This is a genomic window from Mycobacterium sp. NPDC050551, assembly GCF_040674075.1.
In the GTDB taxonomy this organism is placed as follows: Bacteria; Actinomycetota; Actinomycetes; order Mycobacteriales; family Mycobacteriaceae; genus Mycobacterium.
Genome location: NZ_JBFARC010000002.1, coordinates 729,206 through 741,242, shown reverse-complemented (window position 1 = coordinate 741,242; position 12,037 = coordinate 729,206). Strand labels below are relative to the sequence as shown.

The window sequence follows — 12,037 nt, the reverse complement described above, 5'->3', positions numbered from 1 at the left end:
GTTTTTGCGTCGAGGGTCGTTGATTCGCGCCGATCGCAGCCCAGAGCGCAGAAACCAGCATTGGCGGCTCCGAAGTTTCGTCAATATTGACAAAACATGCGTCCCCGTGTCAGCCTCAGCCGATGGCGGATCATGACGCGATCGTCGTCGGCGCGGGCCACAACGGACTGACCGCGGCGGTGCTGCTGCAGCGCGCAGGCCTGCGTACCGTGTGCCTGGAGGCCAAACGCTACGCCGGCGGAATGGCCTCCACCGTCGAGCTTTTCGACGGCTACCGGTTCGAGATCGCCGGCTCGGTGCAGATCCCGACCGCCGCCACGGTGAGCCGCGAACTCGGTCTCGACGCGCTGCCGACCGTCGACCTCGACGTGATGTCGGTGTCGCTGCGCGGCATCGGCGACGACCCCGTCGTCTACTACACCGACCCGGTGCGACTGCTCACCCACCTCAACGAGGTGCACGGTGCCGAGGCGGTCAACGGCATGGCGGGCCTGATGGCCTGGAGTCAGGCCCCGACCCGCGCGCTCGGGCGGTTCGAGGCAGGCCAACCCCCCAAGACGCTCGACGAGATGTACGCCTGTGCCACCAACGAATTCGAGCGCTCGACGATCACCGACCTGTTGTTCGGCTCGGTCACCGACGTGCTCGACCGCTACCTGCCCGACCGCGAGAAGTTCGGCGCACTGCGGGGGATGCTGGCACTGCTCGCGGTCAACACCACCTACCGCGGGCCCGCCACGCCCGGCACCGCCGCGGCGCTCGCGTACGGCTTCGCCGTGCCCGACGAGAACACCCTGTTGGTCAAGAAACTGCGCGGCGGCATCGGCGCGCTCACCTCACACCTGCAGGACGTGTTCACCTCCGCCGGCGGCGAATTGAGGCTGCGCGCCGAGGTCGCCGAGATCCTGGTGGCCGATGGGCGGGCCGCCGGTGTGCGCCTCGAGGACGGCACGCGGCTGAGCGCCCCGGTGGTCGTCTCCGCCGTCGCCCCCGACCTCACGGTGACCCGACTGCTCGACCCCGCCGCGATACCGGCCGACATCCGGGCCCGCTACGGCCGCGTCGACCACCGCGGCAGCTACCTGCAGATGCACTTCGCCCTCGACGGCACACCGGAATTCGCCGAGCCCTACGAACTGCTCAACGACCCCGCCATGCAGTCCAACATCGGCATCTTCAGCACCCCGGAGGAACTGCAGCAGCAGTGGGAGGACTGCCGCCGGGGCGTCGTGCCCGCCGACCCGTCGATCGCGCTGCAGATCCCGTCGGTCAACGACCCCACCCTGGCGCCGGCCGGAAAGCACGCCGCGTCGGCGTTCTCGCTGTGGTTCCCGGTAGAGCAGGGGGAGTCGAGCTACGGCGAGATGAAGACGGAGATGGGCAGGCGGGTGATCGAGAAGATCGGCCGCATCGCCCCGGACTTCGAGTCCCGCATCATCCGGCACACCACCTTCACCCCCAAGCACATGGGCACCATGTTCGGCGCCCCCGGCGGCGACTACTGTCACGGCCTGGTCCACCCCGAACAACTGGGCCCCAACCGCCCGGGCCCGAAAGGCCATGTCGATCAACCGCTTCCGGTGCAGGGCCTCTACCTGGGCAGCGCCGGCTGCCACGGCGGCCCCGGCATCACCTTCGTTCCCGGTTACAACGCCGCCAAGCAGGCACTGGCCGACGCCTGAGGCTCAGACGCCGGTCGCGCGCTCCAGATCCTTGAGCGAGTCCTCGAGGTGGCCGAGCAGACGCTGCAGATGCGGCACGCTGCCCCTGGCACCCACCAGCCCGAAGTCCAGGTTGTCGGCGTTGTTCGCCACCGTGATGTTCACCGCCTGGCCGTCCAGCGCGATCGACAGCGGGTAGTTGCCGTCGAGTCGGGCGCCACGCCAGTACAGCGGCTCCCTGGCGCCCGGCACATTGGAGATGACGATGTTGAACGGCGGCGGCGCGGCCGACACGAATCCCGGCACGGCGCCCAGACCGAGCGGAGCGATCATCGTCGCCGACAACGCCAACTGCTGTACGCGTGGCAACTGCGTGAAGACCTTCTTGTTGTTGCGCATCGACGTGCTGATGATCTCGAGCCGCTTGGCGGCGTCGGCCGTGTCGGTGGCGAGGTTGCACAGCACCACACCTGTCATGTTGCCGCCCGTGTCGGCCTCCTCCTCGGTGCGCAGACTCACCGGGACCATGGCGATCAGCGGTGCGTCCGGCAGCGCGTCCTGCTCCTGCAGGTAGGCACGCAGCGCGCCGGCGCTCATCGCGAGCACCACGTCGTTGACCGTGACGCCCGCGGCCGACTTCACCGCGCGCAGCCGTTCCATCGCCCAGGACTGCGCCGCGACCCGCCGGGCGCCGCCGATCGGCACGTTGAACATCGTCCGCGGAGCGCCGTACGGCAGTTGCAGCTGCTGCTCGAGCAACGCCGAGCGGGCCAGGGACAGCGTCGAGGGCGCCAGCGCCGCAACCGATCCCAGCCGGCGACTGAGCGCCTGCAGCGGAGACGACGACGACTGTTCCAGCTCGGCCTTGCGCTCCTTGCGTGGCAGGTGCCACGGCACCCTCAGCTCGGGGTCGTCGGGGTCGGTGGACAGCGTGCGCTGGGTGAGCTTCAGCGCCGACACCCCGTCGATCAGCGCGTGGTGGAACTTGACGTAGACCGCGAACCGGTTGTCGTTGAGGCCCTCGATGAGGTGGGCCTCCCACAGTGGCCGGTGCCGGTCGAGAAGTGTGCCGTGCAGTCGCGATGTCAGCTCGAGCAGGTCACGCACCCGGCCGGGTGAGGGCAGCGCCGACCGCCGCAGGTGGTAGTCGAGATCCACCTCGTCGTCCTCGGCCCATGCGAGGTTGGCGATTCCGCCGAGCAGCGTCCCCGGGTGCTTGCGGAAGGTCGGGTGGAACTCGGTGTGCTCGATCATCTGCTGATGCATCTCGCGCAGGAAATCCGGACCCGAGACGCCGTCGGGCGGTTCGAACAACTGCAGGCCGCCGACATGCATGGGGTGCTCGCGGGATTCGACGAGCAGGAACATCGAATCGGTCGGCGAGATGAGCTTCATCGCACTCCTCTTGAAGGTAGGTGTCCTTTCTATTCCCCAAGGGCCCGGATCTCCAACGTTTCACCGTTTCCAACGCTGGGAAAGACCTGGAGATGGCACTTCGCGTCGCTGTCACGGGCCCCACCGGAGAGATCGGCAAGTCGGCGGTCGATGCGCTGGAGCGCAACCCCGACGTCGAGCGGATCATCGGGATGGCCCGCAGACCCTTCGACCCGGCGGCCAGGGGATGGACGCGTACCGAGTACCGGCAGGGCGACATCACCGACCGGGCGGCCGTCGACGCGTTGGTGGCCGACGCCGACGTGGTGGTGCACCTGGCGTTCATCATCATGGGTTCGCGCGCCGAGAGCGCCCGGGTGAACCTGGCGGGCACCCGCAACGTCTTCGAGGCGACGGTGGCCGCCGAGCGGCCCCGCCGGCTCGTCTACACCTCGTCGGTGGCGGCCTACGGTTACCACTCCGACAATCCGGTGCCGATCACCGAGGACGTCCCGCCCCGCGGCTCGCCCGAGCACTACTACTCCGAGCAGAAGGCGACGTGTGAGGCCGCGCTGGCCGAGGTCACCGACGGCTCCGGCCTCGAGGTGTTCGTGCTGCGACCGTGCATCGTGGCCGGTCCCGACGCGCCCGCGCTGGCCGACGTGATGCCGTGGAACCAGCTGCCCGGGCCGGTCCGCCGCGCCACCCAGAAGTTCCCGCTGCTCAAACCGCCGTTCCCGGACCCCGGTACGCCGCTGCAACTGGTGCACCACGACGACGTGGCCGACGCGATCGCACTGGCCGCGACGAGTTCGGCGCCGCCGGGGGCGTACAACATCGCCGGCGACGGCGTGCTGTCGATGTCGGACGTGGCCGACGCACTCGGTGCGCGACCCGTCCGGGTGCCACGGCTCACGGTGTCGGCGGCGTCCGAGGTCGTCGCGCGGTTGCCGTTCGTGCCGTCGGCGCTGGAGTGGCTGCACATCGGCCGCACGTCGGTGGTGATGGACACGACCAGGGCCCGCTCCGAGCTGGGCTGGACGCCGAAACACACGGCGGCCGAGACACTTTCGGCGCTCGCCAAGTCCTACATGTGACGGCTACTGGGTGGGGTCGCCGGTGTCGGCGGGGCCGCCCGGCGTTGCGCCGCCCTCGCTCGACCAGTCGACGCGGTCGTCGGCGCCCTCGGCGGGATCACTGATGACGTCGTCCTGGGCCTGATCGGAACCCTTGTCGGTCTCGGTGGTGTCCGGCTTTTCCTTGCTCACCGGCCCTGAATACCCTGGTCACCGGGATCGGAAACGGCGGGCGCAGGCGTGTCAGTCCGTGCGGTTGCGCAGCTGCTCGGCCCAGTCCCTCGGGACCCTGCCGCGCGGGCCGGGGACCGTCTGGTCGGCCGGACGGCTGTGCGGCGCGGCGAGTTCCGGGCCGTCGTAGTAGTCGTCGGTCTGGAAGTTCCAGAACCAGTCCTCGCCGGGTTCGAAGGACTGGATGATCGGATGCCCGCTGCCGCGCCAGTGTGCCGAGGCGTGCCGGGCGGGCGAATCGTCACAGCAGCCGACGTGCCCGCATGCCGCGCACCGGCGCAGGTGCACCCACCAGCCGTTGTCTGCATCGCATTCCACACAACCGGTTCCGCTCGGCGGCACCGCGGGATCGACGGCTTCAGTCATGCGCGCAGCCTATCGTCAACGGATGGCCCTGACGCTGCGTCGCGAAGTGATGATCGAGGCCGGCGTCGAGGAGATCCTCGACGTGATGCTCGACCTCGAGTCGCTGCCGCAGTGGTCGGCCGCGCACCGGACCTCGGAGGTGCTCGAGCGCGACGAGCGGGGCAGGCCGCTGCGCAGCAGGGCGACCGTGCAGACCGTCGGCATCACCGACGAGACCGAGATCGCCCTGACCTATCACGACGACGGCTACGGCTGGACCCTGGTCAGCTCGACGTGGCAGCGATCGCAGGACGCCCGCTACACCCTCGTCCCACAGGGCGATCGGACCCTGGTGCGGTTCGAGGTGACCGTCGACCCCGTGATGCCGATGCCCGGGTTCATGCTCAAGCGGGCGGCCAAGGGCGTGATCGACACGGCTACCGACGGGCTGCGGAAAAGGGTGCTCGCGGTACGGAAGCGGGGGAAGTAACCCGCCGCGCCTGCGCGCTGGCTAGGGTCACGCCATGGCCGTCAGCGATTCCCGTGAAGTGCTCGTCGAAGCGACCGCCGACGAGATCCTCGACGTCATCGCCGACGTCGAATCGACCCCGGACTGGTCGCCGCAGTATCAGAAGGCCGAGGTTCTCGAGTCCTACGACGACGGCAGGCCGCACCGGGTGAAGATGAAGGTGAAGTCGGCGGGCATCTCCGACGAACTGGTCGTCGAGTACACCTGGACCGACTCGAGCGCGAGCTGGACGCTCGTGTCGGCCGGCCAGCTCAAGGCGCAGGACGGCAAGTACACCCTGACCCCGGAAGGGGACAAGATCCGGCTGCGGTTCGACCTGACGGCGGATCCGTCGGTGCCGATCCCCGGCTTCATCCTCAAGCGGGCGCTCAAGGGCGCCATGGAGACGGCGACCGACGGACTGCGCAAGCAGGTTTTGAAAGTGAAGAAGGGTGGCACATAGCCCACCATGGCCATCACCGAGAGCCGCGAGGTCACCATCGAGGCGACCCCGGACGAAATCATGGACGTCCTCTACGACCTCGAGTCGCTGACCGAGTGGTCGTCGGCGCATCAGTCGGTCGAGATCCTCGAGCGTGACGACCAGGGCCGCCCGAAACGGTCGCGGCAGGTCGTCAAGATCGTCGGCGTCAGCGACGAGCAGGTGCTCGACTACACCGTGCACGACGACGGCGTCAGCTGGACGCTCGTCGAATCGAAGCAGCAGAAGGGCCAGGACGCCCGGTACACCCTGACCCCGGACGGCGACGGCACCAAGGTGCGGTTCGAGCTCACGGTCGACCCGCTGGTGCCGCTGCCCGGCTTCCTGATCAAGAAGGGCGCCAAGGGCCTGCTCGACACCGCCACCGAGGGCCTGCGCAAGCGGGTGTTGAAGGTCAAGAAGTCCTGACTCCGGCCGTCGCGCCGTGCCAAGATCAGGACCATGACCATCGTCCTGGTGCACGGCAATCCGGAGACCGACGCCCTGTGGGATCCGCTGGTCGAAGCGCTCGGGCGCGACGACGTGGTGCGGCTGTCACCGCCGGGCTTCGGCGCGCCACTTCCCGACGACTTCTCCGCCACCTTCACGGCGTACCGGGACTGGCTGGAAGACGAGCTGACGCGCATCGACGGGCCGATCGACCTCGTCGGCCACGACTGGGGCGGCGGCCACGTCGTCAACGTGGTGATGCACCGCCCGGAGCTGGTGCGTAGCTGGGTCAGCGACGTCCTCGGGCTGTTCGATCCCGACTACGTCTGGCACGACATGGCGCAGATCTGGCAGACGGAGGGCGAGGGCGAGAAGCTGGTCGACGACCTGCTCGGCGGAACGGTGCGCGAACGCGCGGAGCGGATGGCCACCTTCGGCATACCGCTGGAGACGGGCGAGAAGATCGCCGCCGGGCAGGGGCCGGAGATGGCCCGCGCGATCCTGCTGCTGTACCGCTCGGCCCGCCAACCCGCGATGGCAGAGGCCGGTCGCGACCTGGAGAAGGCCGCGGCGCGCCCCGGTCTGTCGATCGTCGCCACCGACGATCCCTTCGCCCGTCCGGGACCGTCGCGGGGGCGAGCCGCCGACCGCGCCGGAGCGCGCACCGAGGTTCTCGACGGCCTCGGGCACTGGTGGATGGTGCAGGATCCCGCCCGCGGGGCGGCCGCCCTCGCCGGCTTCTGGGACACGCTCGACTGACGCGCTGGCCCGAACCGCGACCTACCGGGCCGCGCGGGTCTACATTTGCTGGTATGGCCGTTCGCGCGTCCAAGGAAGCAGTGATCGAAGCCTCCCCGGAGGCGATCCTGGACGTGCTCGCCGACATCGAGGACCTGCCGGCATGGTCGTCGGTCTACAAGAACGTCGAGGTGCTCGACCGCCATCCCGACGGCAGGCCGTTCCACGTGCGCGCGACGCTGCGCCTGATGGGCATCACCGACAAGGAGATGCTCGAATACCACTGGGGCGACCGCTGGGTGGTGTGGGACGCCGCGGACACCTTCCAGCAGCGCGGGCAGCACGTCGAGTACAACCTCACCCCTGAGGGCGAGGGCGACCGCACCCGGGTGCGCTTCGACGTCATCGTCGACCCCTCGGCGCCCATCCCGGAATTCCTGATCAAGCGGGCGAAGAAGATCGTGCTGAACTCGGCGATCGAGCAGCTGCGGCGCCGGGTGCTCAGTAGGACTCGCGCCGAATAGAACTCGCGCTGATCCGAACGGAATGCGCGCACCGGTCATGCCGGTTGACACCTGACATGCCGACCGGAGTAGTCATCCACCCCCGACCCGACGCCGCCAACGCGGTCGACGACGCCGTGGCACAGGCCGCCGCCGCGCACCGGGCCGGTGTCTCGCAGGTGTGGTTGGCCCAGCGGGTCGATCACGACGCCATCGCGTTGGCCGGCCTGATCGGCGCCGCCGTTCCCGGCCTCGGCGTCGGCACGTCGGTGGTGCCGATCAATCCCCGACATCCGTTGCTGATCTCGTCCGCGGCGCAGACCGCACAGGCCGCCGCGCACGGCAACTTCAGCCTCGGCCTCGGACTCGGCGCCCACGAACCCGAACGGCTGGCATTCGGCGAGGCATGGCCCGACCCGGTCGGCCGGCTGCGCGAACACCTCACGGTGCTGCGTTCGCTGCTCGACACCGGCACCGTCGACTTCCGCGGCGAGGCGATCAATTCCAGCCCGGCGTGGCCGGCCACGGTGGCGGGCGGCACCCCGGTGCCCGTCTACGTCGCGGCCATGGGACCGAAGGCGCTGCAGGTCACCGGCGAGCTCGCCGACGGGACGCTGCCCTACCTCGCCGGGCCGCGCACCATCGCGGACTTCATCGTGCCCACCATCGGCCGCGCCGCCGCCGATGCGGGCAGGCCGAGCCCGCGCGTCATTGCCATGGTGCCGGTGTTCGTGACCGAGGACCGCGGCAGCGTGCAGGAGGCCGTGGCAGCGGAGCTGGACTTCTACAACGCCATCCCGTCGTACCAGAAGATCTTGGCGCGCGAGAACGTTTCCGGCGCAGTGGAACTCGCGGCCGTCGGACCGGCCGAGTCGGTGCTGCGGCAGCTCCGCCGCTACCTCGACGCGGGCGCCACCGACGTCGTGCTCGCGCCGGTGGGTCCGGTGGACGACCGCGCCCGCCAGGCGCTGTGGTCGGTGGCCGCCTCGCTCTGAACCTCACCTACCGGGGCGCAGCACCTGCAGCCGGCTGATCGCCTCGTCGAGGGTGTCGTCGCGTTTGCAGAACGCGAACCGCACCAGGTGGCTCCACGCGCCTGCGTGCGCGGCGGCGGGGTCGCAGAATGCGGACATCGGGATCGCCGCGACGCCGGCGCGCTCGGGTAGCTCCGCGCAGAACGCGGTGCTGTCGGTGTAGCCGAGCGGGCGCGGATCGGCGCACAGGAAGTAGGTGCCGGAGCTGGGGTGCACGTCGAAGCCGAGGTCGACGAGCGCCGAGCCGAGCCGGTCGCGCTTGGCCTGCAGGGAGTCGCGCAACGCGGCCACCCAGGCGTCCTCGTGGTCGAGCGCGTGGGCCACCGCCGGCTGGAACGGCGCACCGCCGACGTAGGACAGGTACTGCTTGGCCGCCCGCACCCCGGCGATGAGATCGGCTGCGCCGCAAGCCCATCCGATCTTCCAGCCGGTGACGTTGAACATCTTGGCGGCGCTGGAGATGGTGATCGTGCGCGCCGCCATCCCGGGGTAGTTGGCCAGCGGGAGATGCGTGCGTCCGTCGAAGACCAGGTGTTCGTAAACCTCGTCGGTGATCACCAGCAGGTCGTGGGCGACGGCCAGTTCGGCGATGGCGGCCAGTTCGGCGTCGCCGGCGACCATGCCGGTGGGGTTGTGCGGCGAGTTCAGGATCAGCGCCCGGGTGCGGGGTGTCACGGCCCGGCGCAGCGCGTCGACGTCGATCGCGAAGCCGTCGCCGACCTGCGCCAGCGGAACCGCGACCCGCTGACAGCCGGCCATCGCCAGCACAGGGGAGTAGGAGTCGTAGAACGGCTCGATCAGCAGCACCTCGGAGCCGGGTTCGACCAGGCCGAGGACCGCCGACGCGATCGCCTCGGTGGCGCCGACCGTCACCAGCACCTCGGTGTCGGGGTCGTAGACGGTGCCGAAGTGACGAAGGCGCTGCGCGGCGATCGCCTCCCGCAACGGTGCGATGCCGAGGCCGGGCGGGTACTGGTTGACCCCGTCGGCGATGGCTGCCCTGGCCGCCTCGAGCATGGCCGGCGGGCCGTCCTCGTCGGGAAAACCTTGGCCCAGGTTGACCGCGCCGATGCGGGCGGCCAGCGCCGACATCTCGGCGAACACCGTCACCGCAAAGGGGCGCAGCCGCGAAACCGTCATGGCTGCCGAGCGTAGCCGCGGGAATGAACCGCGGTGCCCCGGCACTTATTGCCTGCGTGACTTTCCAACTCGCTGCCGACGCCACGCTGCTCACGCCGATCCAGGTCGGTGACACCCCGGCTGCGAACCGGCTCTTCATGGCGCCTCTGACGAGGTCGCGTGCCGACGCCGACGGCACCCCGTCCGACCTGGCGGCCACCTACTACGCGCAGCGCGCGGCGGCGGGCCTGATCATCAGCGAGGCCACCGCGGTGTCACCCGGTGCGGGCGGCGCGTACCCGAACACCCCCGGGATGTTCACCGACCGTCAGCAGCACGCGTGGGCCGGAATCGCGGACGCCGTGCACACCGCGGGCGGCAAGATGTTCCTCCAGCTCTGGCACGTCGGCCGGATGGGCCACCCGGGCCTCAGCGGCGTCGAGACGGTGGGCCCGTCGGCGGTCGCCGCCGATCTGGACGCGCGCACGCCGCAGGGCCGCAAGCCGCTGCCGGTGCCGCGCCCCCTGGCGGTCGACGAGATCGCGGAGATCGTGGCGTCGTTCCGCACCGCCGCCCGCCGGGCCGTCGACGCCGGCATGGACGGGGTGGAGATCCACTCCGCCAACGGCTACCTGCTGCACGAGTTCCTCTCCGACGTCGTCAACCGGCGCACCGACTCCTACGGCGGATCGGCCGCCAACCGCGCCCGGCTCACCGCCGAGGTGGTCGAGGCGGTGGTCGACGAGATCGGTGCGGGCCGGGTCGGCCTGCGCATCTCGCCCGGAAACGCCGCAGGCGACATGCACGAGGACGACGTGGTCAGTGCCTACGAGGCGCTGCTGGCACGCATCACGCCGCTGGACATCGCCTATCTACACGTGCTCGTCGACCCCACCACGCCGCTGTTCGGCACCATGCGCGCGCTGTGGTCGGGGACGTTCGTGCTGAACACCGGCCGCGACACCGACACCGACTTCTGCCAGCTGGAAAGCTTCGCCGACTGGGGTGCGATCAGCGCCGCCGCCGTCGGCCGGTCCTACCTGGCCAACCCGGACCTGATCGACCGGTTGCTGCTCGGCGCCGAACTCAACGAACCCGATCCCGCGACGTTCTACGCGCCCGGGCCCGTGGGCTACATCGACTACCCGACGCTGGAAGCGCAGCGCCAGAGCGCCTGACGGTTCTCCGGCGAGCAGACGTAAAGTGCTCGCGACACGCCGTCGCCCAGAGCAATTTGCGCCTGCTCGCGGGAAAGGGTGACCGCCCAACCAACAGGTTGGTTTAGGCTGTTACGCTTCGCTTCATGTCTGAAGAAGCCTTCATCTACGAGGCGATCCGCACTCCCCGCGGCAAGGGGAAGAACGGCTCGCTGCACGAGATCAAACCCGTCAACCTGGTCGTCGGCCTGATCGACGAGCTCCGCAGCCGCCATCCTGACCTCGACGAGAACCTGATCAGCGACCTGATCCTCGGCGTGGTGTCACCCGTCAGCGATCAGGGCGGCGACATCGCGCGCACCGCCGCGCTGGTGGCCAAGCTGCCCGAGACCACCGGTGGATTCCAGCTCAACCGGTTCTGCGCGTCCGGCCTGGAGGCCGTCAACACCGCGGCGCAGAAGGTCCGCTCCGGCTGGGACGACCTCGTGCTCGCCGGCGGCGTCGAGTCGATGAGCCGCGTCCCGATGGGCTCCGACGGCGGCGCGTGGGCCACCGACCCGGAGACCAACTACCGCATCGGCTTCGTCCCGCAGGGCATCGGCGCCGACCTCATCGCGACGATCGAAGGCTTCTCGCGCGAGGACGTCGACGCCTACGCGCTGCGCAGCCAGGAGAAGGCCGCCGCCGCATGGTCGGGCGGCTACTTCGCCAAGTCCGTCATCCCGGTGAAGGACCAGAACGGCCTCGTGGTCCTCGACCACGACGAGCACATGCGCCCCGACACCACCCCCGAGGGCCTGGCCAAGCTGCGCACCGCCTTCGACGGCGTCGGCGCGATGGGCGGCTTCGACGACGTGGCGCTGCAGAAGTACCACTACGTGGAGAAGATCAACCACGTCCACACCGGCGGCAACAGCTCCGGCATCGTCGACGGCGCCGCGCTGGTGCTCGTCGGCAGCGAGAAAGCCGGCACGTCGCAGGGTCTGACCCCGCGGGCCCGGATCGTGGCCACCGCCACCAGCGGCGCCGACCCGGTGATCATGCTGACCGGGCCAACCCCGGCCACCAAGAAGGTGCTCGACCGCGCGGGCCTGACGGTCGACGACATCGACCTGTTCGAGCTGAACGAGGCGTTCGCCTCGGTGGTGCTGAAGTTCCAGAAGGACCTGAACATCCCCGACGAGAAGCTCAACGTCAACGGCGGCGCCATCGCGATGGGCCACCCGCTGGGCGCCACCGGCGCGATGATCACCGGAACCATGGTCGACGAGCTCGAGCGCCGCAACGCGCGCCGGGCACTGGTCACGCTGTGCATCGGCGGCGGCATGGGTGTCGCGACCATCATCGAGAGGGTTTAAAA

14 protein-coding genes are annotated in these 12,037 nt (G+C 69.8%); 10 read left to right on the top strand and 4 right to left on the bottom strand.

Going from position 1 to position 12,037, the window contains the following annotated elements:
• Positions 1-122 precede the first annotated feature (122 nt).
• Positions 123-1,682, top strand: a complete 1,560-nt coding sequence (locus tag AB0K11_RS10285; protein WP_364975505.1) for an NAD(P)/FAD-dependent oxidoreductase — start codon at positions 123-125, stop codon at positions 1,680-1,682.
• A gap of 3 nt (positions 1,683-1,685) precedes the next feature.
• Here AB0K11_RS10285 and AB0K11_RS10280 read toward each other — a convergent pair whose 3' ends face one another.
• Positions 1,686-3,056, bottom strand: coding sequence for a wax ester/triacylglycerol synthase family O-acyltransferase (locus AB0K11_RS10280; RefSeq protein ID WP_364975502.1), 1,371 nt, complete (start codon positions 3,054-3,056; stop codon positions 1,686-1,688).
• Positions 3,057-3,148: 92 nt separating this feature from the next.
• Between AB0K11_RS10280 and AB0K11_RS10275 the strand changes: the two genes are divergently transcribed.
• Positions 3,149-4,132 carry an NAD-dependent epimerase/dehydratase family protein gene (locus AB0K11_RS10275; RefSeq protein WP_364975500.1) on the top strand — a complete coding sequence of 328 codons (984 nt, stop codon included), beginning with the start codon at positions 3,149-3,151 and terminating at the stop codon, positions 4,130-4,132.
• A gap of 3 nt (positions 4,133-4,135) precedes the next feature.
• Here AB0K11_RS10275 and AB0K11_RS10270 read toward each other — a convergent pair whose 3' ends face one another.
• Both AB0K11_RS10270 and AB0K11_RS10265 read right to left on the bottom strand, forming a co-directional pair.
• A complete protein-coding gene (locus tag AB0K11_RS10270; RefSeq protein ID WP_364975498.1) occupies positions 4,136-4,303 on the bottom strand; it encodes a hypothetical protein in 168 nt (55 codons plus the stop codon).
• A 51-nt stretch (positions 4,304-4,354) separates the two neighbouring features.
• Entirely contained in the window at positions 4,355-4,708 is a 354-nt protein-coding gene (locus AB0K11_RS10265; RefSeq protein ID WP_364975496.1) for a UBP-type zinc finger domain-containing protein, read from the bottom strand.
• A gap of 22 nt (positions 4,709-4,730) precedes the next feature.
• On the opposite strand from AB0K11_RS10265, the gene AB0K11_RS10260 reads away from it, so the two are divergent.
• The 6 genes from AB0K11_RS10260 to AB0K11_RS10235 are packed head-to-tail and all read left to right on the top strand — an operon-like array spanning position 4,731 to position 8,362.
• Positions 4,731-5,177 (top strand): SRPBCC family protein, encoded by a 447-nt coding sequence (locus AB0K11_RS10260; RefSeq protein ID WP_364975492.1) that lies wholly within the window; start codon positions 4,731-4,733, stop codon positions 5,175-5,177.
• A 34-nt stretch (positions 5,178-5,211) separates the two neighbouring features.
• Entirely contained in the window at positions 5,212-5,658 is a 447-nt protein-coding gene (locus AB0K11_RS10255) for an SRPBCC family protein (protein ID WP_364975490.1), read from the top strand.
• A gap of 6 nt (positions 5,659-5,664) precedes the next feature.
• A complete protein-coding gene (locus AB0K11_RS10250) occupies positions 5,665-6,105 on the top strand; it encodes an SRPBCC family protein (RefSeq protein WP_364975487.1) in 441 nt (146 codons plus the stop codon).
• A gap of 33 nt (positions 6,106-6,138) precedes the next feature.
• Positions 6,139-6,885 carry an alpha/beta hydrolase gene (locus AB0K11_RS10245; RefSeq protein WP_364975483.1) on the top strand — a complete coding sequence of 249 codons (747 nt, stop codon included), beginning with the start codon at positions 6,139-6,141 and terminating at the stop codon, positions 6,883-6,885.
• Between the two features lie 53 nt (positions 6,886-6,938).
• Positions 6,939-7,388: an SRPBCC family protein gene (locus AB0K11_RS10240; protein WP_364975480.1), complete on the top strand. Its 450-nt coding sequence runs from the start codon at positions 6,939-6,941 to the stop codon at positions 7,386-7,388.
• Positions 7,389-7,444: 56 nt separating this feature from the next.
• Entirely contained in the window at positions 7,445-8,362 is a 918-nt protein-coding gene (locus AB0K11_RS10235; RefSeq protein WP_364975477.1) for a TIGR03564 family F420-dependent LLM class oxidoreductase, read from the top strand.
• A gap of 3 nt (positions 8,363-8,365) precedes the next feature.
• Here AB0K11_RS10235 and AB0K11_RS10230 read toward each other — a convergent pair whose 3' ends face one another.
• Complete coding sequence (locus tag AB0K11_RS10230) at positions 8,366-9,541, bottom strand: pyridoxal phosphate-dependent aminotransferase (protein ID WP_364975474.1); 1,176 nt, start codon at positions 9,539-9,541, stop codon at positions 8,366-8,368.
• A gap of 56 nt (positions 9,542-9,597) precedes the next feature.
• Between AB0K11_RS10230 and AB0K11_RS10225 the strand changes: the two genes are divergently transcribed.
• Together AB0K11_RS10225 and AB0K11_RS10220 are read left to right on the top strand one after the other, a co-directional pair.
• Positions 9,598-10,698, top strand: coding sequence for an alkene reductase (locus tag AB0K11_RS10225; RefSeq protein WP_364975471.1), 1,101 nt, complete (start codon positions 9,598-9,600; stop codon positions 10,696-10,698).
• Between the two features lie 125 nt (positions 10,699-10,823).
• Positions 10,824-12,035 carry an acetyl-CoA C-acetyltransferase gene (locus AB0K11_RS10220; protein WP_364975469.1) on the top strand — a complete coding sequence of 404 codons (1,212 nt, stop codon included), beginning with the start codon at positions 10,824-10,826 and terminating at the stop codon, positions 12,033-12,035.
• The last annotated feature ends 2 nt before the right edge of the window (positions 12,036-12,037 follow it).

Bases quoted from the DNA above. Each gene is read 5' to 3' on its own strand.
- AB0K11_RS10260 (WP_364975492.1), top strand. From the start codon at position 4,731: ATGGCCCTGACGCTGCGTCGCGAAGTGATGATCGAGGCCGGCGTCGAG.
- AB0K11_RS10230 (WP_364975474.1), bottom strand. From the start codon at position 9,541: ATGACGGTTTCGCGGCTGCGCCCCTTTGCGGTGACGGTGTTCGCCGAG.
- AB0K11_RS10240 (WP_364975480.1), top strand. From the start codon at position 6,939: ATGGCCGTTCGCGCGTCCAAGGAAGCAGTGATCGAAGCCTCCCCGGAG.
- AB0K11_RS10285 (WP_364975505.1), top strand. From the start codon at position 123: ATGGCGGATCATGACGCGATCGTCGTCGGCGCGGGCCACAACGGACTG.
- AB0K11_RS10220 (WP_364975469.1), top strand. From the start codon at position 10,824: ATGTCTGAAGAAGCCTTCATCTACGAGGCGATCCGCACTCCCCGCGGC.
- AB0K11_RS10275 (WP_364975500.1), top strand. From the start codon at position 3,149: ATGGCACTTCGCGTCGCTGTCACGGGCCCCACCGGAGAGATCGGCAAG.
- AB0K11_RS10265 (WP_364975496.1), bottom strand. From the start codon at position 4,708: ATGACTGAAGCCGTCGATCCCGCGGTGCCGCCGAGCGGAACCGGTTGT.
- AB0K11_RS10280 (WP_364975502.1), bottom strand. From the start codon at position 3,056: ATGAAGCTCATCTCGCCGACCGATTCGATGTTCCTGCTCGTCGAATCC.
- AB0K11_RS10255 (WP_364975490.1), top strand. From the start codon at position 5,212: ATGGCCGTCAGCGATTCCCGTGAAGTGCTCGTCGAAGCGACCGCCGAC.
- AB0K11_RS10250 (WP_364975487.1), top strand. From the start codon at position 5,665: ATGGCCATCACCGAGAGCCGCGAGGTCACCATCGAGGCGACCCCGGAC.
- AB0K11_RS10245 (WP_364975483.1), top strand. From the start codon at position 6,139: ATGACCATCGTCCTGGTGCACGGCAATCCGGAGACCGACGCCCTGTGG.
- AB0K11_RS10235 (WP_364975477.1), top strand. From the start codon at position 7,445: ATGCCGACCGGAGTAGTCATCCACCCCCGACCCGACGCCGCCAACGCG.